We start from the raw sequence: 22,253 nt of genomic DNA, 5'->3' as shown, positions 1-22,253 counted from the left end.
GATTTTCCGATAGCGGCCCCCCGGATGGTTTCCGCTTGGTTTAATTCAGGATAGCTTCAATTTTCGCCAATGTCGCCACATTCACGGCAACACCATTATCCTTCGCAGACAGCCGTTTGTTACGGCGTCCATCACCGGGCAAATGTGCGCCCTCTTGTTGGTGGATTGCTTCGACCAAACCGACAACACCGGTCGAGTATGCGTCACCCGAGGTTGCCCCCGGATCGATCGCCAGAAAGAACTGTCCGGTTTTCGGCGGGCCGCCCACAGTGCCCGAAAACGGCGAGGCATTGATGCCAAGGGTGGCCCCGGTCATAGCCGCTGCCATGATTTCAGTCATCAAGGCGACACCCACACCTTTGTACCCCCCGGACGGAGCCATCGAGCCTTTCAGACCAACTTCAGGATCGGTGGTCGGGTTGCCTTCCGCGTCAAGAGCCCAACCTACGGGGATGGGTTTGCCTTCGCGGGCATGTTTCATCACTTCGCTTTTGGCGATGGTGCTGGCGCTTTGGTCGATCAGCACGGCTGGCTGCCCATCTGAACCCGGCGCAGCAATCGAGAAAGGGTTTGTGCCAACAACAGGCTTGGCACCACCCGATGGCGCGATCGAGGCTGGCGCATTGGTGAACCCAATCCCCAACAAACCGGCCTGCGCCAGTCGATGTGTGTGATAGCCAAGAACACCACAGTTATAGCTGTTGCGGATCGCCAGCGCGGCAATACCCTGCTCGCGCGCTGCGGGGATCAATGCTTCGAACCCCTGATCAATTGCGGAATGCGCAAAACCTGTAGCCGCATCAACGGTGATAACACCCGGCTTTGGACGTTCCAGTACAGGCTTGGCTTGCCCATCAACTTTACCGCACTGAACGTGCTCGCAGTAAATTGGGATATATGCCAGACCATGACTGGCAACACCGTCAGCTTCGGTCGCTGCGGTGGCAACAGCCAGTGGTCGCGCGTTTTCTTCTGACGTTCCGGCCGCGACAAGCGCGCGGAAAGACAGGTCCTCGATTTCGGCCAGTGTAAGTGTTTTCGTCTCTACCATTGTGTTGCCTTCTCAATCGTTGTCTGACAGCCCCGCACCGGCACCCAGTTTTCGGGATTCCTCGGTCGCAGGGGCATAGGTTCGGTGTGCAAACTGGTTCAAAGCGTCCCAGCTTGCCTGATCTGGATGTGAGCGTGTTTGAGGGGTCGTGGTCGTCACCGTATCGAAAGACAGGGACACCGACACGCGCCGGGCGATTTTCGGCAGATCACCCTGCATATCCAAACAAACGCCATCTGTTCTGGCAATCGTCCCATCAGCGTCGACACATACCGTTTGCCGCGTAACCTTTGCCACGTTTGCAGCAAAGGGCAGAAGGACGGATGGGACTGCAACATGCTGCATCTCGATCGACCTGTCCGACAGATGCTGCGCACAATCAGAAAGCAACGCACCGACAGCGATTGGGCACAGTTCACCTTCGCTCTGCCAGATGCCTTGAACTGAGTGCGGCCTGTGATGATCCGACTGATCAGTAAAGCCGCGCTGTAGAACTTGTATCAATTCTTCGCTGCCGTTTAACCCATGAACACATAGCCAGCGCGCTGCCTTTGAAGCCTCCTCAGCCAAACCCCAAGAATACCCGGCACCACGTGCGGCGCGTTTGGCGGTGGCCTCCATTTCGTTCAGAGAGAAGCTCATAGCGCGACCTCCGGGTAAACCCAAAGATCTGCGTTCTTGTCTGTCAGCTCGTCGGGATAAGGCGCACCGGCATACATACAAATCCGAACCCAGCGATCCGAGCGTGGATCAAAGCGTGTTGCCCCAAAAAACGACAACTTCGCCCGCAACATATCTATCGGCAGAACTGTAGAGGAAATCGTGTTGTCGCGAATTTCTCCGTAAGGCGCGATCTGGCTGATCTGCGCCCGCCGAATGGTGTGACGATGTTCTGGGTGCTGCAAAAGAAATTCAGCGATCGGCAGGTCCGCGTCAAACAAAGCAAGCGCATTGAAAGCGGCAACTGCATCCCGGGCTGGGGCAAGGGGTTGTTCATATTCCGCGATTGGTTCTTCGAAACGCTCCCCTAACCGAGGTTCCAGCTTTTCTTCCGAAACATACCATGCTCGCGCATGGTTTTCTTTTTCGGTCCAATCGGTATCAAGCGCCCAGCCAAAGCTGTCTTTGATCAAAGCACGTGTCTGCGCGACAGTGGTGGCCCCATCAATCACGAAAGCCTCTTTGTTGCTGTCAGCCATGCAGGTGGCCAATCCGTCGACAAGATCACCATAAGGCTCAAGTATCAGCGACGCGACAAGCTCTTGTCCTTCTTCGCTGAGTGAGGCCGAGGTCCAGTTCATGAGCTTATCCCACGGCGCATCCCCCGCAAGAGCATCTTTGGCAAGGTAGGCGTTCAGAAGCTTCAAGTCAGCTTTCAGCTCTTTAAGCTTTTCAATCTGAATTGGGTGTTCGGAACGCCACTGATCAATCGTGTTGGCGCTTCGTTGTAGAAGCGAGATGAAGGTCGCGCGCTCATCCGCACTTGCAGATTTCAATGCACGAACGCGGGCAATCGCCTCTTCCCGGGCCATGATCCAGTTGTTGAACAAGACCGGGTGGTTGACGATGAACGGCGCCATGCCCAAGCCCGTTGAATTGCCGATCCCAAGCTGGCGCGCAATGTTGGGATCAAGCCCAACAGCTAGGTCGCCCCCCTTCGCATTCGCCATATGCTGTACGAGATCACGCACAAATGTTCGGGTCAGGAACACCGACAGCATCTCGGCCTGGAAAGGAACGGCCATTTCTTCACGATCCGCAATGCCCTCGCGGTCCGATGCCCCAAGCTTGCCTGATCCATAGACCGCTGTCGTGCGCATCAAATAGCCAACGGCATCGATCTTTTCCTGATCAGGCTGTTGGCCGGCGGCGAGTGCATCGACAAAGTGTGCCCACAGTCGAACTGATCTGTTGGCACGAGACACCGAGATCTCACGCCCGCTGACCCGACCTGCTTCCTGCAGCGGCACATTTTGGGACAGCCGTTGGATGTCAGCGGCATCTGGCACCCCATCAAACAGCGTAAATGTTGCATCCCATGCTGTGGCAATCACTCGATCGGAACGCATTTCGGGCGGAAGATCATGCGCAAACGCAACAAGCGAATAAGCGCGATCTGGACCTTGCGCCGTGTAAACCGCATGCCCTACGCCATCGGCATTGATGTCAAAGATCGGACGGGTGAATTTCCAGTTTTCGCGTGCCATTCGGCGGGTCAGAACGCGCATGAAGCTAAGTCGGCACTGATGCAAAGACCCAAGCCGTTTCAGCCTCATCACATCTTCAGGCGCGCGGCGCGTTATATGATCGGCAGCTTGTCTCATTTGGCTTGTGGCCCAAAACTCTGATCGTAGAAGCGGTACCAATTTCCGCCCATGATGCCGGCAACTTCGTCGGCATTCATACCTGTGGCCTTTAGACCGGCTTCGATATTTCCGAAGTGGCGGTTATCTTCGAACCAGCTGGGCATTGGGGGGAAACCCGGCGCGGATTTTGATCCTTCGCCATAGTCGATCTCTTTCGTCCATCGGCCAACGCGCATCCATTCCACGATACTGTCGGGCTGATCCTGACACAGGTCGGTGCCAATTCCCAAATGCTCGACACCGTATGTCTCTGCCGTCCGCGCGATCATTTCGCAGAAGCTTTCCAGCGTGCAATCGGACTTGTCCTTCAGGTGATGCGGATAGATCGAAAAGCCGAGCATACCACCGTGTTCGGTTACCGCATGGATCACCGCGTCGCGCTTGTTGCGCAAAGCAGGCGACCAATCATACGGATTCGCGTGAGTGATAGCGATGGGACGCTCGGACAGTTCGGCAGCCTCGATGGTGGAGCGATCGCCGGAATGGCTCATGTCCACCACAAGGCCGACCCTGTTCATCTCTTTGATGACCTGTTTGCCCATGCGGGTGATGCCGGTATCTTCTGCCTCGTAACAGCCCGTCGCCAGCAACGACTGGTTGTTATAGGTCAGCTGCATGAAACGCGCGCCCAGCGTGTGCACGATTTCAACCAGACCGATGTCGTCTTCAATGGGCGACGGGTTCTGGAAACCAAAGAACACGGCAGTGCGGCCTGTTTCACGGGCCACGTCGATATCGCTGGCCCACTGACCTTTCATGATCAGATCAGGGTAGGTCTCGAACCAGCGATTCCATTTCTCAAAATTCAGGACGGTCTCTCGGAAATTCTCGTGATAGGAAATGGTGACGTGGATCGCGTCCACGCCCCCTTCACGAAGCTGGCGAAAGATCTTTTCCGACCAGTTGGCGTACTGAAGACCGTCAATCCGCATCAGACGGGACCGGCGCTGATGTAAGCGGTTTTAACGGTGGTGTAGAACTCGGCAGCTGCCTTGCCCTGTTCGCGCGGTCCGTAAGAGCTGTCACCCCGGCCACCAAACGGCACGTGGTAATCCGTACCTGCGGTCGGCAGGTTCACGGTAACAACGCCGGTGCGCGCATTGCGGCGGAAATGCGTGGCCCGGGCCAGAGATTTCGTCACGATGCCTGAGGTCAGACCGAAATTGGTGTCATTCACCGTGGCCAGCGCTTCATCATAGCTGCCCACCTTGATCACACTGGTCAGGGGCGCAAACATTTCCTCGCGGTTGATGCGCATGTCGTTGGTGGAGTTCAGGAACACACCCGGCGACATGTAGAACCCTTCGGTTGGCATTTCCAGACGCGCACCACCACAGGCAAGTTCGGCCCCTTCCGACTTGCCCAGATCGACGTAAGCGAGGTTTTCGCTCAGCTGCTGTTCGCTGACGACCGGACCCATCTGGGTGCCCTCTTCCAGCGCGTGACCGACTTTCATTGCCTGCGTGCCTGCCACCAGTTTTTCGACAAAGGCGTCGTGAATGGCTTCATGCACAACAAGGCGCGAAGACGCGGTACATTTCTGACCGGTGCCGCCAAAGGCGCCACCAAGCGCCAGTGTGACAGCTAGATCCAAATCCGCGTCGTCCATGACGGCCAGCGCGTTCTTCGAACCCATCTCCATCTGCACTTTGGTCAAGTTCTGGATGGCTGCGGCGGCAATACCTTTGCCCACCGGCACAGACCCAGTAAACGAGATCGCGTTTACTTTCGGGCTTTCTACCAGTCGCTGTCCAATCGAGCGACCAGCGCCCATAACAAGGCTGAACAGGCCCTTTGGGATGTCCTGACGATTGATGATCTCGGCCAAAGCAACAGCCGATGCAGGCGTCGCATTGGCGGGTTTCCAAATCACCGCGTTGCCATAGCAAAGCGCAGGCGCAATTTTCCAAGACGCGGTGGCTGTTGGGAAATTCCACGGGCTGATGATAGCCACAGTGCCCACGGCTTCGCGACGCACATCAATCTCAACACCCGGACGGACGCTGTCGGCGTTCTCGCCCAATTGGCGCAGACATTCTGCGGCGTAGTAGGTGAAGAATTGACCGGCGCGATACACTTCGCCTTTGCCTTCTGCAAACGGCTTGCCTTCTTCACGGGCCAAAAGCGTTCCCAGCTCTTCACAGCGTGCGATCAGTTCGTTGCCGATGGCCATCAGAACTGCCTGCTTACGCTCCATGCCATACGCTTCCCATTCGCGCTGGGCGACACGAGCCTGATCCAAGGTGGCTTCAAGTTGATCACCGCTGGCTTGTGCAAACATACCGACAAGATCGGACAGGTCTGACGGGTTGCGGTTTTCGATCTCGCTTTCGCCAGTCAGCCATTCGCCAGCAATCAGGTTTTTTTGGATATCAGTCATGAAAGTGTCGCCTTACACAGAAGTCAATTTCATCCAGTATGGACTTTTTACGTCACTTCAATCAAACTCAAATTACTGAAGTTAGTTTCAATAATTTTGAATGTTGACCAATGACGCTGAAAATCGAAATGCTCCGGGGCTTCGCAACAGTTGCGCGAAGGGGAAATCTAAGCGACGCGGCACATGCGCTTGGGCGCACGCCATCTGCTGTGTCCATGATGCTTAAACAGCTTGAGATACATCTGGGTGAACCGCTGTTCGAAACCGATCGTAAGAACAAACTGACCGCCCTTGGCGAATTCGTTCTTGAGCAGGCCGAACGCGAGCTGTCACAGTTTGACAGCACCGTCAGAGCCATCGAAGGTTTTGCAAAGGCCACGCATGGACATGTGCGGATCGCGGCCGTTCCGTCCGTTGCTGGTTCAATCATTCCACAGGTTTTCCTGCGCTACATCAATGAATTAAGCAATGTTGATATCGAGCTAAGAGACATGGATTCCCATTCCATCTTGCACGAGCTTTCCCGCGACCGCATCGATATTGGCATCGCCACACTTGGGGAAAACAACGCGGGCCTCCACAGTCAGTTCCTGCTGTCGGACGCCTTTGGCGTGATCTGCCCGAAGGACCACCCACTGGCGAAAAAACAAGGGCCGATAACTTGGGATGCGTTGGGGGACGAACGCTTGATCGCCAACAGCCTGTCGGCTGGAATTGACGCCGCCCCCTCGCACGTGTTGCACCAAAAAGCATTGCTGACCGCACAGAACCTGACGTCCTTAACCGCGATGGTTCGGGCAGGAATTGGAATAACAATCCTTCCGGAAATGGCTGTGAGAGCATCCAATTCCATTGACCTTGCTTTCCGTCCTTTGACCGATCCCGTCGCAAAACGGCGAATCCATTTGCTGCGCAAAGCTGGGGCCACTCAGTCCCCAACCGCCCGCCGATTGGAACGTCACATCATCGATTGCGCCAGCGAGCTGACCCAACATGACGGGTTTGGAGCAGAGCCATGACCGACGCGCCCCTTACCCTTGGCATCCTAATATTTCCGGGCTTTCCTATGGCGTGCCTTACATCCTGTATCGAACCCCTGCGCGCCGCCAATGAAATATCGGGGCGCAAGGCGTTTCAGTGGCAGGTGATCGCCGAAACTAATACCCCGGTTCCTTCTTCTGCTGGGGTGAGCTTCGCCCCAGACATGGCCCTGCCCGAGGTCGAAGAGATGGACCTTTTGTTGTTTACGGCCAGCCCGAATGAACGCTTCAAAACACCTGCTCGTGCGCACGCGGCACTGCAACGTTTATCACGCCGAAAAACCCGGTTGGGTGCGATAAGCGGCGGAGTATTTGCACTTGCCCGCACTGGGCTAAGTGGTGACACACCAATGTCTGTGCACTGGTGCTATGAGGCTGCGTTTCAGGCTGAATTCCCAGACATCCCCATCCAGAACACGGTGATTTGTCTGGATGGATCACTGACCACAATTTCAGGAGCATCGGCGGTTTTCGACCACATGCTCACCCTGATCGAAGAGCGATTGGGCGGCGACATCATGGCCGAGGTCGCCTGCTGGTTTCAGCACCCCTATATCCGAAGCGCAACGGCAGCCCAGAAAACGCCTGCACATACGACTGCAAAAAGTCAGGATCTGCTCCCCCAGCAAGTGGCGAAAGCCATCGAGCATTTTGCCGAGCATATCGAAAGCCCTATCCAGATCAGCGATGTGGCTGACGCCGTGGGTGTATCGACCCGATCGCTTGAACGGAACTTCAAAGAGGCGACAGGCCAAAGCCCCCTGAAATACTATCGAATGATGCGCATGAACCAAGCGCGGCAGCTTGTGCTTTATTCAAACACTCCGGTGACCGAAGTGGCCTTTATGGTCGGTTACACAACACCCAGTGCGTTCTTACGCCACTATCGTGAAAGCTTTGGCCGTACGCCGATTGCAGATCGGCGTGCCAAAAACTCAATGCGTGTTGGGTCCAGCGATGCGCTGCCTATCGGCTGATCAGGCGACCGAATGGGCAGCTGTGATCAATGCATGATGAAGTGAGGCCGCAGAGGAGCGTGGCGCAATCACTGCCACCTTTCGGCCAGTCAAACGCCAGATGAATGCGCCCATGTGCTCGATCGTGCCGCGGACAACACTGTCCGACGTCATGTTTCGCACAGGGACGTTGGTCAGTCGTTCGAAAAAGTCACAATGCGCGTCCCCTTCCACGTCAAAGCGACACCAGCCATCCGTCTGCTCAACCACCGAGGCCGTTTGCCCCAACGCCTGTTTTAGCTCAAACGCCAACAGCTCGTGATGGTCATGCGGGGCCAAGATCATCCATTGTTCATGTCCGGTCCAAAGCGCCGAGAAGCCCCCGGTTGAAGCAACCTGTCCGACATCGGGCAGCGACAGATCATGGTGTTTCAAGATGGCGGCCCGCAGCTTGTCCAATTGATCGGTGCGCGCGGCAACAGAAGCCACTGCCTGATCAACGACCTCTGAAATCGTCAAAGTGCCGATCTGATCAACGCGCGGCACATCCGCGCCCAGTGGTGTAAGGGCTTGCAGTTTATGCACGAAGTTTATCCCCCTCCGGATCAACGAAGTGAGCACTGGTAATCTCTACCAGCACCTCTTGATTTTCCAGTGGATTGACCAATCGCAACCGCTCTCCCATCCGGTCGAACCCACCTTTTACGAATGCCAATGCGATCGAAGTTTCAAGGGTTGGGGAATATGCGGCCGATGTAACGTAGCCTTGATCATCTGCAGCGCTGGTCGGACCAGAAACATTCATCAAATGCCCGCCTGCAGGGAGGGTCTGAGAGACGTCAACAGGACGAAGCCCCACAAGATTTAAAGCGTCGTCCTGTTTCATTCCGTCGCGCTGTGAAAGCACACTTCCGACAAAATCCTTTTTGGTAGACACCATGCGCCCCAGCCCCAGGTTCAACGCGGTTGTCGTACCATTCAGCTCATTCCCAGCTGCGTGGCCCTTTTCGATACGCATGACGCCCAGCGCCTCAGTACCGTAAGGTGTAACGTCAAACTCTTCGCCCGCCGCCATGAGCGCGCGCATCAGCGCATCACCATAGCGGGTTGGCACGGCGATTTCGTAAGCAAGCTCACCCGAGAACGAGATGCGGAACAGCCGTGCACGGCAGCCGCCACAAACCGTAATCTCGCCGCAGGCCATGAAGGGAAACCCCTCGTTCGAGATGTCATACTCCGGGTCCACGATCTTTTGCAGTAGCTTGCGCGCATTGGGGCCTGCGACTGCATATTGCGCCCAGGCTTCTGTCGTCGATATCAACTGCACATCCAGATCCGGCCACAGGCATTGGCGGGCAAATTCCATGTTGCGATAAACCAGAACCGCATTGGCGGTGGTGGTGGTGACAACAAAATGATCCTCGGCCAGACGGGCGGCAGTGCCGTCGTCATAGGCCACGCCATCTTCACGCAGCATCAGACCATAGCGCACCTTGCCAACGGGCAGTTTCGCAAAACCATTGGCATAGATTTTGTTCAGAAACTCCGCGGCATCCGCGCCCTGAACGTCGATCTTGCCCAGCGTGGTCACGTCGCAAATACCGACCGAACTGCGTGTCGCCAGCACCTCGCGATCCACAGATTGACGCCAGTGCGTCTCGCCCTTCTGCGGGAACCACTGCGCGCGCAGCCAGTTGCCAACCTCGACAAACACCGCGCCTTGTTCCTCGGCCCATGTGTGGCTAGGGGTCAGGCGGGTTGGGTGAAACTCTTTGCCCACGGCACGACCCGCGAGCGCACCCATGGACACGGGCGTATAAGGCGGGCGGAAAATGGTGGTTCCGGTTTGCGGGATCGACTTGCCTGTCAGCTCGGCCATCACCGCAAGCGCGCCGACATTTGACGTTTTGCCCTGATCGGTCGCCATGCCCAGCGTGGTGTAGCGTTTCAGGTGCTCCACCGACGTGAAGTTTTCTTGATGCGCCAGTTTCACATCCTTCACGGTCACATCGTTCTGAAAATCGAGCCATGCGCGTTTCGCGCCTGCAACGTGCCAGAAAGGGGTGAGCGAGACGGGGGCGCCATTGGCTTTGGGCAAGTCAACAGGCTTCGCCTTGATACCCAGATCGGCGAGGGCCGCTATGGCCTTGGTCGTCCCCGAATTCAGCGCGGCGTGGGTCGACATCTCACCCATCGCGGCCCCGGCTACGGATTGCCCGACCGGAAGGTCACCCCCCGGCACAAAGGCGTGGATGCTTTCATTCCAAACCGGGCGGCCGCGTTGGTGGCACGTCAGTCCCAAATTGGGATTCCAGCCACCGGACATGGCCAGCGCCCCGCAGGAAATCTCGCGGGTCTGACCATTGGCCAGTCGAACCGTGACCAACTGCAGCCCCAGCCGACCTTTCGTATTGATAATCTCAGCCCCTGTCAGAACCTCAGTTCCTGCAATCGACGGCGCACCGGGGCGAACATCGACCACGGCAGGTACGTCAATACCTTTCGCGATCAGGTCGCGGGCTGTCTGGTGGGCGTCATCGTTGTTCGCGAACACCACGACCGACTGCGCGGGCGTCACTGCCCAACGGTTGGCATAAGCGCGCGTGGCACCTGCCAGCATCACGCCGGGGCGGTCATTGTTTTCAAAGGCAACCGGGCGCTCGATTGCACCCGTCGCAACCAAAGCGCGCTTGGAATAAATCCGCCAAAGCGTTTGGCGTGGCTTCCCGATCTCAGGTGCGGGCAAATGGTCGGCGTTACGTTCAACCGCTCCGTATATCCCGTGATCATATGCGCCAAACACGGTGGTGCGGGGCATGATCCGCACATTCGGCAGCGCGGCGAGTTCGGCTTCAGTCTGTGCCACCCAATCCGCGCCTGACAGGTCAGACAGTGCCGATGTTTCAGACAGCAAACGTCCACCCAGACGGAAATCCTCATCCGCCAAAATGACCTGCGCCCCAGCCCGTCCGGCAGTCAGCGCTGCGGCCAACCCAGCCGCCCCCGCACCGATCACCAACAAATCGCAGTGCAAATAGCCCTTGTCATAGACATCGGGATCAGCCTCGCCCGTCAGGCTTCCAAGCCCTGCGGCTTTGCGTATGATTGGCTCGTAAACCTTTTCCCAAAACGCCTTCGGCCACATGAAGGTCTTGTAGTAAAACCCCGCACTCAGGAAGTTCGAGAAGCGATCATTGATCGCCATCATATCGCGCTCCAGAGACGGCCACCGATTTTGTGAATTTGCGGCAAGCCCGTCATAGACTTCAGCCACCGTCGCGCGGGTGTTCGGTTCTTGTCGACCGCCCGAACGCAGCTCGACCAGCGCGTTTGGTTCTTCCGACCCGGCGGTCAACACCCCACGCGGACGGTGATATTTAAATGACCGCCCCATCAAGCGCACGCCATTGGCCAACAGCGCCGAGGCCAGCGTGTCGCCTGCGTGCCCTTGATAGGCTTTCCCATCGAATGAGAAATTGAGCGTCGCTGACCGATCGATCAGTCCGCCGGAAAGACGGTTGGGCTGTGTCATGCCTCAACCTCAGCCGCCCGGTTGGCGCGCGCGACATCGCGGGCCAGTTCGACCTTAGTGATCTCGTGCGTGGTGGTGTCGCGGGTCACGACCAGCCATGACCGATCCCCTTGTTCATGGAACCACAGTTCACGGTGCAGACCCGCCGGATTATCGCGCAGATGCAGATAGTCGTGAAACTCTCGCAGAGCATTTTCTGACAACCAGTAGGGTCGATTGATCAGACTTGCGTCACCCAGATAGGTGAATTCCTGCGCGTCGCGCGGCCCCAGAAGCGGATGGTTGATGATCATCGGTCTGTCCTCAGTGCAGGTTGGGCTGCGCGCCCTGCCCTTTTTCGTCAATCATGTGCCCGGTCATAAACCGATCCAGCCGATAGGCCGTTGCGGTCTCATGTGGGCGATCTGTTTTCAGCAGATGGGCGAAGCAATAGCCCGCTGCAGGCGTGGCTTTGAACCCGCCATAACACCAGCCGCCGTTGAAATAGAGCCCGTCAATATGGGTCTTATCGATGAAGGGTGAACCATCCATCGACATATCCATGATGCCGCCCCAGCTGCGCAGAAGCCGCGCGCGTCCAAGGCCAGGGATCAATGACATGCCACTTTCAATCACATCCTCGACCACCGGCAGGTTTCCGCGTTGGGCATAGGTGTTGTAGCCGTCGATATCGCCACCAAAGACCAGCCCGCCTTTGTCGGACTGGCTGCAATAGAAGTGCCCAGCGCCGTAGGTGATCACGCCCGGAATGAAGGGCTTCAACCCTTCGGACACGAAGGCCTGCAACACGTGGCTTTCGATCGGCAAACGCATGCCCGCCATCGCCATCACCCGGCTAGAGCTGCCAGCGACCGACACGCCAACCTTGCCCGCCCCGATGAACCCGCGCGACGTCTCGACGCCCAGTACGCGACCGTCTTCGATGCGGAACCCAGTGACTTCGCAGTTTTGGATGATGTCCACGCCACGCTGGTCCGCGCCGCGCGCATAACCCCACGCGACCGCATCATGACGCACAGTGCCGCCACGCCGGTGCAGAAGGCCGCCCTTGATAGGGAAACGGGCGTTTTCAAAATTCAGGAACGGGTACATGGCCCGAACTCCGTCGGTGTCCAAAAGTTCGGCGTCTGATCCGTTCAGGATCATCGCGTTTCCACGTCTGCGCGCTGCATCCCGCTGTGCGTCTGTGTGCACAAGGTTCAGAATGCCACGCTGACTGACCATCGCGTTATAGTTCAGGTCTTGTTCAAGCCCTTCCCACAACCGCAACGAAAACTCATAGAATGGCTCATTCCCATCAAGCAGATAGTTCGAGCGAATGATTGTCGTGTTGCGCCCGACATTCCCGCCACCGATCCAGCCTTTTTCAAGCACCGCGATCCGCGCGCCATTAAACTCTTTCGCCAGATAATAGGCCGTTGCCAAGCCATGCCCACCGCCGCCGATGATCACATAGTCATAGGCATCCTGCGGGTCGGGATCACGCCATTGCGGCCCCCAACCTTTGTGCCCGGTCAATGCCTCTTTGATCAGCCTGAAAGCAGAGTATTTCATCGCTAGTCCAATAATCGCCTGTACCCATTGATCCGTTCCAAAGCGGTTACCGACAGCGTGGTTTCTGACAATAGTGAGCATAAAACCGACAAGCCCGCCACAAAGCGGGGCGTTGGTCAGGCCGAGAAGCGGATCTCAAACTCAGCGCCGCCTGCTGGCGTCGCATTGTTTGGCGTGACGTGCAAATGCGCGCCATAGATCTCTAACAAGGCCGAGACGATGGCCAAACCCATCCCGGTTCCCCCTTGCGCACGCCGCGTGGTGAAGAAGGGATCGGCAAGTTTTGCAGCATCGTTTTCTGAAATGCCTTCACCGTCATCAGAAATTCGCAAAACCCCGTTCTGAAACTGCAGTTCCAGATTTCGCGCGCCATGGGCCAAAGCATTCTGCGCCATGTGCAAAAGTATGATTTCACCATGATCATTCGAAAGCGGGATCTCGTCCTCGCTGGGCTGGGCAATATGGATGGTCAAGCCGTCGAGATCTGGCAGCATCTTTGACAGATTACCCGGCCCTTTTTGCGCTTCCTGACGTAGCTGAGACATCTCGCGCAAGCGGGTCAGCAGGATGTTCATCCGTTCACTTTCGCTGCGGATATTTCCAAGCAGTTTGGCGCGATTTTCCGGGCTCATATCGTCGCTTTGAAGAAGTTCAGCAGCACCCGATATCGACGTGACCGGAGACTTCAGCTCATGGGTAACATGGTCCGTGTATGTGGCGATCTCTTGCGATTTTTGATCCAAGGTATCCGCCATAGACAGCATGCTTTCACCAAGGTCCGCCAGCTCGCGCATCCCGTAGTGCTGCAAAGGTTCTGATTTGGGCTTTTCACCGGCTGCAATGGCCCGTGCCTCATCGCGCAACCCACGCACTGGTCGCGACATAAGCCGCAACAAAAGGAAGCCAAGCAGCAAGGCCCCGGACAGGGTGAACACCCCCATGATCATCAATGGCGCGCGTTCACGGAAGACGAACTTTCGAAGGCTAAGCGGGGTACGTGACAGCAACACAACACCGATCACGCGGTCTTGCGAAAGCACAGGATAGGCAACAAAAACGCGAAACCCCGTATCGCGACTGATCGAATTCAAAGGATGGCGACCATAGTCATCGTCACGAGCGCGTAGCGTTACCCCGACGCTTCCTGTCAGCGCGGTTTGCACCTCAGGTAGTTGCTCGAAGCTGCGCAGCCCATCTTCCCCTAAGCCCACAGCTTGGTGGTCTAGAAAAATGGCACCTGCCAAGGTCGTTCTGCCTGCAGCTTTTGCAAGTTCCCGAAGGCGGGACAACACGTCGTCATGGCGCGCGTCCGCATGAGCATCGACAGGTTCCCCGTCGGGCACAGGCGGCAGCACCGGTTGTTTGCGAACGTCAATTCTGGATGGAATGGGATGCAAGGCCTCGCTCCAGAACTCCAGTTGCTTTGGAAAGGCTTTCGTCCCGACCTCTGAACCGCCTAACGCCTCGAAACTGGCACGATAGACTTCAGAGTATATCGCCCCCTGCTTCAAAAGAGATTGCTCGGTTTCCCGGACAAACTGATTTGACGTCAACTGCACTGTCAGCATTGCCGCAAGCGGGATCGAAACAAGCGCCACACAAACGAGCCCCACGACAAGAGCCATCGAGGGGCGCCATTTTTTGCGTATGCGGGTTACAGGCTGCATGGGCCAAGCTTAATGCCAACACCATGGACAGTCACAATGACATCATCACACCCCGCCTGCGCCGCCTTGGCGCGTATGTTGCGGACATGGCTGTCAATCGTGCGGCCTGACATGGTGGAATTGGCACCATAGACCGCTTGTATCAACTGATTGCGATCGTGAACGTGTTCCGGGCGCGCCAGAAGGTGACCCACAAGCTGAAACTCGGTCGCTGTCAGGTCCAACTCATGCTCGGCAATTCGGCAAACATGGCCAGCCGTGTCGATGGACAACGCACCGTGCACCAACCGGCGCGTAGCGGCATTTGCCCGTGACAGTATCGCCTTGATGCGCAGCACAAGCTCGCGTGGGCTGAACGGCTTGGGGACGAAATCATCCGCCCCCAACTGAAAGCCCAGAACCCTGTCGATCTCGTCATCGCGCGCGGTCAAAAACAGCACCGGTACATCCGACTGTGCCCTTATCGCTTTGCAGCAATCGAACCCGTCCATGTTGGGCATGCCTATATCCAACACCACCAGATCGATTTTCTCGCGCCCGATATGGGTCAGAGCGATTTCACCGTTCGCGGCCTCGGTTGTGCGCATGTCAGCGGCTTCCACAGCGATACGGATGATGTCGCGGATTTTGGGGTCATCGTCTACAATCAGAATATGCGTAACCATGCTTGATGTCTTGCAAGGGGCAGAGCCGTTGTCCAGTCTAACTTGATTATGGATCATTCTTCAGACCCCCGCCTTGCGCCGGGGCCTCAACCCCAGAAGCGTCATCACTGCAATCATGATCATTCCCAGCATGGCTTCTGGTTCGGGTGACGATGACCCTGCGAACCCTTGCGGATACGCATTCTTCGTTACGCCTGACACCATGGGCAAAGGAACGCTGGCTTGAGTTGCCGCTTCTCCGGTTGTGTTCACCACATTCTGAGACACAGCGACGAAGGAAGTGTTTCGGGTTTGAAGTGAGTACTCCAACCCAAGCCGGGTGATCTCTTTATCAGCAGCATCCGCCCGATCACGTACGGCAATGCGGCGGTCGAGTTTCGCGATCTGGTTGCGTGCCCAGATTAGTGGCAGCGCCGCTTCACCTTCCTGATCTGACAGGACAAGCTCTACAGGCATTTCAGCCACACGCCCTCTGACAAGTCCCTTCAGCGTGACCTGCCCCTGATCGCTTCCTTTGTACCGCGCATAAACACGCAAACTGTTTCCGGCAAACAAGTCGGGCAGGCGGGAGGGCGTCATATCCGTGACCTCCAGATCACCCCAGTCAATCTCGATATCTGTCAACAGGGGTGTCTTCAGGTTCGCGGCCATAATGTCGGCAACTTCCATGGCGTCTTCATCTAGTCCAACATAGCGAGCGTATCCACGACCCTCGTCCGCCATGGCATCCAACAGGTATCTGTTGACCGAACTTCCAATCCCGAATGCATAGATACGCGATTGCCCAATCTGTTCACGAATGGTGCGCAGCACCCGTGCCTCGTCACCGATGTAGCCGTCAGACAGAAAGACCACGATGCGCATGGTGTCTTCCGGGCTTTCGGTTTCGAAGGCTGTGCGGATGGCCCTGTCAATCTCTGTCCCACCGCGGGCAGACAAACGCGAGACAAACTTGCGGCCTGCTGCAATGTTGGACGTGGTTGCTTGGCTGGCGTCTTCTGCGAAATGCCGCGCTGTGCTCGAAAATGGGATGATCCGGAAATAGTCGTCAGGGCGCAGACCCTTCAGGGCCGCATCCATGAACCGTTTGCTTGCAGCCAGTGGCTGCCCTGACATCGAGCCTGACGTATCCAGCACAAAAACCAATTCGCGTGGTGTGGCTGTGGCGTCATCAGGCACAGCGGGCGGTTCGATCATCACAGACAGGAAGCCACCGCGTTCGTCATGATGGGTTAGGGTTGCGGCCTGCAACGCGTCACCGCCCAGCATGTAGCGCAGAACCAAGTCCTTGTTGTCCATGACCTTTCCTTGCGCGAATTGCGCGTTCAGGCTGCCATCCGATTCAACTATATCCAGCGGATGAGTTGGGCTTGCCAATTGCGACATCTCGACCCCGGCCACCATGTTCAGGTCCAGCGAAACGCGATCCGACACGATGCTTGTTGGCAAATCCAACCCAGCCACATTCGGATAAGCAGGCACGGGACTGATCGACCAGGTGGCGTTCTGCGCGGGGTGCGTCGACATCCGTAGCAGGCTCTTCTGCATTCACTTGCGGGCTTTCATAACGCGGCCCAACGATCAACGGCACAACCAGCTCAAACTGCCCGTCGATCTTGGGAACCATCTGCACGTATTTCAGCGTGACCTCGACCGGCAAACCCGGCATCAGATTGGCGATCTTCTGAGTGAACATGTTCGGGCGGTGTTGGGTCAGCAACGCCGCTGCTTTACCCTCGGATGCGGCTTGTTTGTACTCGGCTTCTGCGGTCGCTTTCTCGCGGATCACGGCCTGCACGATTTCGTCCCCGACCTGCATGGTCATCCCGAATACTGCCGCATTTTGGTTCAGCGGGAAAAAGTACTCTGCCTCAAGCGGCACCTCGGAGGGGTTTGAGAAAACCTGACGCAGCTCCACCGTTGCCATGTCGCCCTCGATATTGACCCTATAAGCGCTATCCAGCATTGGCAGCTCAACCGTTTCGCCATTAACCTGCGCAATCACCCGACCCGCGACGTCATCCAATTCCGATTGAGCAAACGCCGAAATTGGCAGCGAGATCGCAAATGCCACGGCAACAATCAGCAGCGTCACGCGATTCATGCGGGGATATCTGCGACCCAGACTGCGCGGTGATTGGCGTAATGTTGTGTTGGTCATGGGAAACTCCTTCTGTCGAAAAATAGTCAAAGGTCCAAAGCCGCCAGCACTGCCTGCTCATAGGCAACACGCTCGGGCTCGGGCATGGATTTGGGGGTGATGCGCTGGATGGATTGCCACACGCGCGAAGATCCGTTCAGCCAGCTCCAGACAGCTTCGCCGACACCTGCTGTCTGCGCGCCATCCAGCGAGACAAAGCTGACGGCAACGGTCCAAACCTGACCATCGGGGGATGTGGCTTCGTAAACGGATGTGGGAAGCGGATCGAACCGCGTTCCGAGAAAACGGACGTCATATCCCATCCCAAGCAGGCAGGTCGCCGGTGAATGGAGATGCCGTAAGGGCGAAGACGTGCGCACGACGTTCAATCCCATGGGACCAAACTGCGCCTTCTGCGCAAAGCCGCCATAGCTTGCGAAATACAGCTTTTCAGTTGCGCTCAGCGGCACGCCTTGCGCTGGGTTGCCCAATAGCTGGCCGGGCAATTTGATTTCGGCCACGTTGTCGGACCGATCCAGCGGTGTACGCGGTGCGTTGACCACAGCCACAGCCATCGCAAGCGCCAGACCTGCGATGGGAAGATGCAGAACGCTGGGCAACCTGAAGGCTGGCAGCCAGTTTTGTCGGGGAGCGGCGGGTTGAGGGCGGTAAAACACCACCACGGGCAGTGCAACCAGCGCCAAAGACACCAGCCCGATCGTTGAATGCAGTCCGGGCTCCATCGTGTTCACGCCTTGGCCAAGCCCAGCCGCAAGAAGCGTGATCCGCACACCATTGCCAATCACAGTCGCCAGACCAATCACGACACCAGCAAGCACGGCGCGGAAGAATGCGGGGCGAAACAAAACATTGATAAAGGCCCATAGGCTTACCATCAAAAGCAAGCCGGACGCGCCGGAACACGGCAGAGTCCACCAATACATCAACGCCGTTCAATTGCAGGCGAACACCTTCGCAGGTCAAATCCGCAAAGAACGGGGACAACATCGCGCAGGCGACGTCGGCTGACATCATCTGAAGCGGAAACCCCGCGACGCGTTGAAGGATCGGGGCCAGCGGAAGGCAGAACAGGAAGAACACCGACAGCCAAAGTGGCGAAAGCGCAATTCGGCGCTGATCCAGTCGCAGGAACGTGGCCAATGCAAACACATCAATCGCCAGCGCCAAGGCGCTAAGGATGTTGATCGCCAGCATCTGACCCGCAAGACGGACCCCGGCCGCAAAAAGGAATAGAACAAAAACGCGTCCCCGTGTGTCAGGGCCGCTTGGACGGGAGCTCCAAAGGGACAGGACTGCAAGCCCGATAATCAAAGCGCCATATAATCCACCATTGGATTGATATGAGGGATCGCGCCAACTCGTAATCAGCCATCGCACGGGTTCGATGGCCAGCAGGGCCGATGCAGTCGACAGGCCAATCCACAACAGGGTATCGCGTTTTTGTTCCATGCAACCGTTTTGCGCAGACAGTTGTGCAGACCAGCGCTGCAAGATGTGCAGGAAATGTGCAGGAAGGCGTTTGGTATGGCATTCAACGCACTGCAACCCCCTTGCGCTCAATCAAGAATTGCATTTCCATGCGCGTAGCAGGAGTATTTTAGCTATGAAGAATTTCACACGGCGCGCGGCGCTTATTGGCGTTGGAGGTGCTGCAGGCTGGGGGATGTCTTCCCTGATCCGTGCGCAATTGCCCGTCTATGAGGGAACCAGCCGTATAGATGTTCCCACTGGTGACAAAATACTGAATGACGCAAGCGGTTTGTCGGCAACACCGGTCAACAAGCACCTACGCCTCAGCAGCTCTGCTAATGACAATTTGATTGACGAAATCCGGCGCGAAATCTCTGAGGCAAAATCCGAAAACCGCCCGCTTAATGTGGGTGCCGCGCGGCATTCCATGGGTGGCCAAGCCATTCCCCGGGATGGGACAGCAATCACCTTTGATAACGCAGAGGTCGAGCTGGACAACACCGCATTGACCTATCGCGCACATGCAGGCGCACGTTGGTCCGACGTGATCACCACGCTTGATCCTGCGGGCTTCTCGCCCAAAGTCATGCAGTCCAACAACGACTTTGGTCTGGCGGCCACCTATTCCGTTAATGCGCACGGCTGGCCTGTCCCGTTTGGTCCGATGGGGTCAACCGTAAGGTCGTTGCGGATGATCTTGCCGTCAGGCGATCTGGTGACATGTTCAAAAACCGAAAACACCGATCTGTTCAATCTTGCCATGGGGGGATACGGGCTGATTGGCATCATCATCGACATGGAAATCGAAATGGTGAAGAACACGCGCCTTACCCCCAGCTTCGAGGTAATTGAAGCAACCGATTTTGCCGCTGCTTTTCGAAAGGCCGTAGACGATCCCGCTGTCTCCATGGCCTATGGACGACTAAACGTAGAACGCGAGACATTTTTCGAGAAAGCTCTGCTTGTCACCTATCGCGAAACAGATGACCAAACCGACCTACCAGCCGCAGCAAGTTCAGGCTGGATGTCCCATGCGGCCAGCCGCCTTTACCGTGCGCAGCTTGGAAACGAGACTTTCAAAACCTTTCGATGGTGGAACGAAACCAGCATCGGCCCAGCACTTGGCGGAGGGGACGTCACGCGCAACTCCCTGATCAACGAACCTGTGGTCACCTTGGATGACCGAAACCCCGACCGGACTGACATATTGCACGAACACTTTGTCGGCTTTGATGCATTCGATGCCTTTGTGCGCGCCTGCCAAGAGGTCATTCCGGCCTCGTATCAAGAATTTCTGAATGTGACGCTTCGCTACGTGGCTCAGGACGACCAAAGCATTTTGTCTTTCGCCCCGGAACCCCGCATTGCCGCAGTCATGTCATTTAGCCAAGAGCTGACACAACGGGCAGAGGCGGACATGACGCGCATGACACAAGAACTTATTGATCGCGTTGTAGAGGTCGGCGGGGCCTATTACTTGCCCTATCGACCACATGCACGATTGGAACAACTCTCTGATGCCTATGCTAATGTGGGCCAATTCGTACGTGCGAAACGCGAGGTCGATCCTGACCTCGTTCTGCGCAACAATTTATGGGACCAGTATCTGGGGCGCTTATGACCAATCTACAAAAACTTTGCATGGGGTATTTCGTAGCGCTGATGGGTGCTGCATCCCTGAATTACATTCCCGGCCTGACGGATAAAGACGGTCTCGCGTTTGGGATATTTGCGCTCGATATCTATGACGACGCACTGCATGTGGCCTCGGCCATTTGGGCGCTGGTCGCGGGGCTTCTATCGCACAAAGCAGCCAGAAGCTTTCTGATCCTGTTTGGGCTCGCCTATCTGGGCGATGGGGATCTTCGGTTTCTTCACCGGCTACGGATATCTGGACCTTGGGATATTCACCAACGGATCGGCGGGGATGGACTGGTCGCTGCCACGCGTATTGGCCAACTTGCCCCATTTGGCACTGGGTGGGATCGCCGTATGGGCAGGATTTGGGCGTATGGGACGCGCAGTTTGAGGCGACTTTGGCGATATACGAAGCGGCTATTGCTACTTGGCGTCTTAGCGGTTGTAGGTTTGCTGCTGCCCGTGGGCTATGTCGAAACGATGTGCCGTGGTGACGCCGAACCGACGGCCTACACTGCTCTAATCGCACCTGCCCATCACCGACCAGAATCCCGAACGCTGATGACCTATCCTGAATGGGATATCGTTCATGCGTACGAGGACTATGCGCGGGTCATCGAAACCGCAGACCCACATGATTTTGGCTTTTTGCAATCAATTGGTGGGTTCTGGTCATCCCTATGTTCGCTTACTCGTGAAGCCTCAAACCACGGTCACGTCGATGGTGAAACAAAGCAGATGGTCTATGTGATCGGCGTCAGCTTCACTGCCGAGCTGTTGCTTAAAGCCGCCTATGAAGAAACCATTGGGCGCTTGTTTGCTGCCCTTCGCGGCGCTGAACGTGCACCTCTCGACGATGTCTCCGCGCGTCAAGCCTCTGCCTATGCGGAATTCCTTCAGCAAACCCCTTGGTACAAATGGGATTTTCAGGCGGATGCATTGGCTTTGCAAAATGCGGCGACGGACAACTTGCGCGATCAAGAGCGTCGTTTCGCGCTTGGCGCTGAATATGGGGCCAAGGCGGCATATGCCGATGTAATCGCAGACGCGGTCGCGCAGGTGGGACCAGACGCCTTAACACTCAGGATGATCGCGACCGGAGTGGACGCTTCGTATTTCGACAGCATCCCTGATGTGGTGGTCGTGGGTAACCATCCCGAAGGCATCGAAATTGAGACACCCCGTTACCGCGCATTGACGCATCTTCTGACGAGGTTCGCCAATGATGGGCTCGACTTCGTGGAAATTGCGGGCAACGACGACATTCTGTTCACCGCGCTTTCTGCGCGCGCCTCTGAACCGGGGGCAGTTTTCAGTCGCGCACGGCAGGGGATCGATGATCATCGCCATCTCATCGTCGTAAAAACTGTCGATCTGGCGGCCCGCCTGCGCACCCTATCAAGCACCGGTCTGGTCTTGGAACATATCCATGACTATTAGACGCTTCCTGATCGCCATTCCGCTGATGTTTCTGGGATGGATTTCAGTGCTGCTTGCCGTTGCATTGCTCACCGATGAAGCGCCGGCCTATGTCGTCGTTTTTCCCAACCAGACCCTTCTGAACAATCTAGCACCAGATACGTCCGTGATTGCCACGTCAGATTTCACAATATCACTCAGGTCCGAACAGGCCGGTTTCGCGAAATCTTTGTACAAGAAAGGAGCGCGGCTTGTTCTTCCTGTCGGTTTGGCTGGATGCCTGCCAATGCCGCAAAACACACCTATTCGTTAGTCAAATTTGTTAGGGAATAGACCCGCCAAAATGGGCAGCTT

At 56.6% G+C, this 22,253-nt stretch carries 19 protein-coding genes and 1 pseudogene; 5 read left to right on the top strand and 15 right to left on the bottom strand.

Annotated features, from left to right (window positions below):
- Positions 1–40: 40 nt before the first annotated feature.
- From AC0L6A_RS03885 to AC0L6A_RS03865, 5 genes are read right to left on the bottom strand one after another with little or no spacing between them, the layout of a single operon-like run.
- Entirely contained in the window at positions 41–1,051 is a 1,011-nt protein-coding gene (locus AC0L6A_RS03885) for an Ldh family oxidoreductase (protein WP_473292317.1), read from the bottom strand.
- Between the two features lie 12 nt (positions 1,052–1,063).
- Positions 1,064–1,693, bottom strand: coding sequence for a DUF3726 domain-containing protein (locus AC0L6A_RS03880; RefSeq protein ID WP_473292316.1), 630 nt, complete (start codon positions 1,691–1,693; stop codon positions 1,064–1,066).
- Positions 1,690–3,375, bottom strand: coding sequence for a hypothetical protein (locus AC0L6A_RS03875; RefSeq protein ID WP_473292315.1), 1,686 nt, complete (start codon positions 3,373–3,375; stop codon positions 1,690–1,692). Before AC0L6A_RS03875 ends, AC0L6A_RS03880 begins: the two co-directional genes overlap by 4 nt.
- Complete coding sequence (locus tag AC0L6A_RS03870) at positions 3,372–4,349, bottom strand: membrane dipeptidase (RefSeq protein WP_473292313.1); 978 nt, start codon at positions 4,347–4,349, stop codon at positions 3,372–3,374. Before AC0L6A_RS03870 ends, AC0L6A_RS03875 begins: the two co-directional genes overlap by 4 nt.
- Entirely contained in the window at positions 4,349–5,797 is a 1,449-nt protein-coding gene (locus AC0L6A_RS03865) for an aldehyde dehydrogenase family protein (protein WP_473292312.1), read from the bottom strand. The genes AC0L6A_RS03870 and AC0L6A_RS03865 overlap by 1 nt, the downstream gene beginning before the upstream one ends.
- A 110-nt stretch (positions 5,798–5,907) precedes the next feature.
- Between AC0L6A_RS03865 and AC0L6A_RS03860 the strand changes: the two genes are divergently transcribed.
- Positions 5,908–6,816 (top strand): LysR family transcriptional regulator, encoded by a 909-nt coding sequence (locus AC0L6A_RS03860; RefSeq protein WP_473292311.1) that lies wholly within the window; start codon positions 5,908–5,910, stop codon positions 6,814–6,816.
- Positions 6,813–7,814, top strand: coding sequence for a GlxA family transcriptional regulator (locus AC0L6A_RS03855; protein ID WP_473292309.1), 1,002 nt, complete (start codon positions 6,813–6,815; stop codon positions 7,812–7,814). The genes AC0L6A_RS03860 and AC0L6A_RS03855 overlap by 4 nt, the downstream gene beginning before the upstream one ends.
- On the opposite strand, the gene AC0L6A_RS03850 is transcribed toward AC0L6A_RS03855, so the two are convergent.
- The 10 genes and pseudogenes from AC0L6A_RS03850 to AC0L6A_RS03805 form a co-directional block, all read right to left on the bottom strand.
- A complete protein-coding gene (locus tag AC0L6A_RS03850) occupies positions 7,815–8,378 on the bottom strand; it encodes a sarcosine oxidase subunit gamma (protein ID WP_473292308.1) in 564 nt (187 codons plus the stop codon).
- A complete protein-coding gene (locus AC0L6A_RS03845) occupies positions 8,371–11,325 on the bottom strand; it encodes a sarcosine oxidase subunit alpha family protein (protein ID WP_473292306.1) in 2,955 nt (984 codons plus the stop codon). Before AC0L6A_RS03845 ends, AC0L6A_RS03850 begins: the two co-directional genes overlap by 8 nt.
- Entirely contained in the window at positions 11,322–11,618 is a 297-nt protein-coding gene (locus AC0L6A_RS03840) for a sarcosine oxidase subunit delta (RefSeq protein ID WP_246928547.1), read from the bottom strand. The genes AC0L6A_RS03845 and AC0L6A_RS03840 overlap by 4 nt, the downstream gene beginning before the upstream one ends.
- A gap of 10 nt (positions 11,619–11,628) precedes the next feature.
- A complete protein-coding gene (locus AC0L6A_RS03835; protein WP_246928545.1) occupies positions 11,629–12,879 on the bottom strand; it encodes a sarcosine oxidase subunit beta family protein in 1,251 nt (416 codons plus the stop codon).
- A 116-nt stretch (positions 12,880–12,995) separates the two neighbouring features.
- Positions 12,996–14,504 (bottom strand): ATP-binding protein, encoded by a 1,509-nt coding sequence (locus AC0L6A_RS03830; protein WP_473292305.1) that lies wholly within the window; start codon positions 14,502–14,504, stop codon positions 12,996–12,998.
- A 29-nt stretch (positions 14,505–14,533) separates the two neighbouring features.
- The gene (locus AC0L6A_RS03825; protein ID WP_473292304.1) at positions 14,534–15,211 is read right to left on the bottom strand and encodes a response regulator transcription factor; all 678 of its coding nucleotides are present in this window, start codon (positions 15,209–15,211) and stop codon (positions 14,534–14,536) included.
- Between the two features lie 60 nt (positions 15,212–15,271).
- Complete coding sequence (locus AC0L6A_RS03820) at positions 15,272–16,645, bottom strand: VWA domain-containing protein (RefSeq protein WP_473292302.1); 1,374 nt, start codon at positions 16,643–16,645, stop codon at positions 15,272–15,274.
- Positions 16,554–17,372, bottom strand: coding sequence for a VIT domain-containing protein (locus AC0L6A_RS03815; protein WP_473292300.1), 819 nt, complete (start codon positions 17,370–17,372; stop codon positions 16,554–16,556). The genes AC0L6A_RS03820 and AC0L6A_RS03815 overlap by 92 nt, the downstream gene beginning before the upstream one ends.
- 26 nt (positions 17,373–17,398) lie before the next feature.
- On the bottom strand, positions 17,399–18,295 hold the full coding sequence (xrtT, locus tag AC0L6A_RS03810; protein ID WP_473292298.1) for an exosortase T: 897 nt from the start codon (positions 18,293–18,295) through the stop codon (positions 17,399–17,401).
- Positions 18,296–18,338: 43 nt separating this feature from the next.
- Positions 18,339–18,821, bottom strand: a pseudogene (locus AC0L6A_RS03805) (archaeosortase/exosortase family protein); the annotation flags it as partial.
- Positions 18,822–18,975: 154 nt separating this feature from the next.
- Here AC0L6A_RS03805 and AC0L6A_RS03800 point away from each other — a divergent pair.
- The 3 genes from AC0L6A_RS03800 to AC0L6A_RS03790 are packed head-to-tail and all read left to right on the top strand — an operon-like array spanning position 18,976 to position 22,212.
- Positions 18,976–20,463, top strand: coding sequence for an FAD-binding oxidoreductase (locus tag AC0L6A_RS03800; protein WP_473292296.1), 1,488 nt, complete (start codon positions 18,976–18,978; stop codon positions 20,461–20,463).
- Positions 20,460–21,920: a hypothetical protein gene (locus AC0L6A_RS03795; RefSeq protein WP_473292295.1), complete on the top strand. Its 1,461-nt coding sequence runs from the start codon at positions 20,460–20,462 to the stop codon at positions 21,918–21,920. Before AC0L6A_RS03800 ends, AC0L6A_RS03795 begins: the two co-directional genes overlap by 4 nt.
- Positions 21,910–22,212, top strand: coding sequence for a hypothetical protein (locus AC0L6A_RS03790; RefSeq protein WP_473292294.1), 303 nt, complete (start codon positions 21,910–21,912; stop codon positions 22,210–22,212). The genes AC0L6A_RS03795 and AC0L6A_RS03790 overlap by 11 nt, the downstream gene beginning before the upstream one ends.
- The last annotated feature ends 41 nt before the right edge of the window (positions 22,213–22,253 follow it).

It is taken from the genome of Aliiroseovarius sp. D2-2, from assembly GCF_055809455.1.
This window is presented reverse-complemented; position numbering and strand designations above follow the sequence as displayed.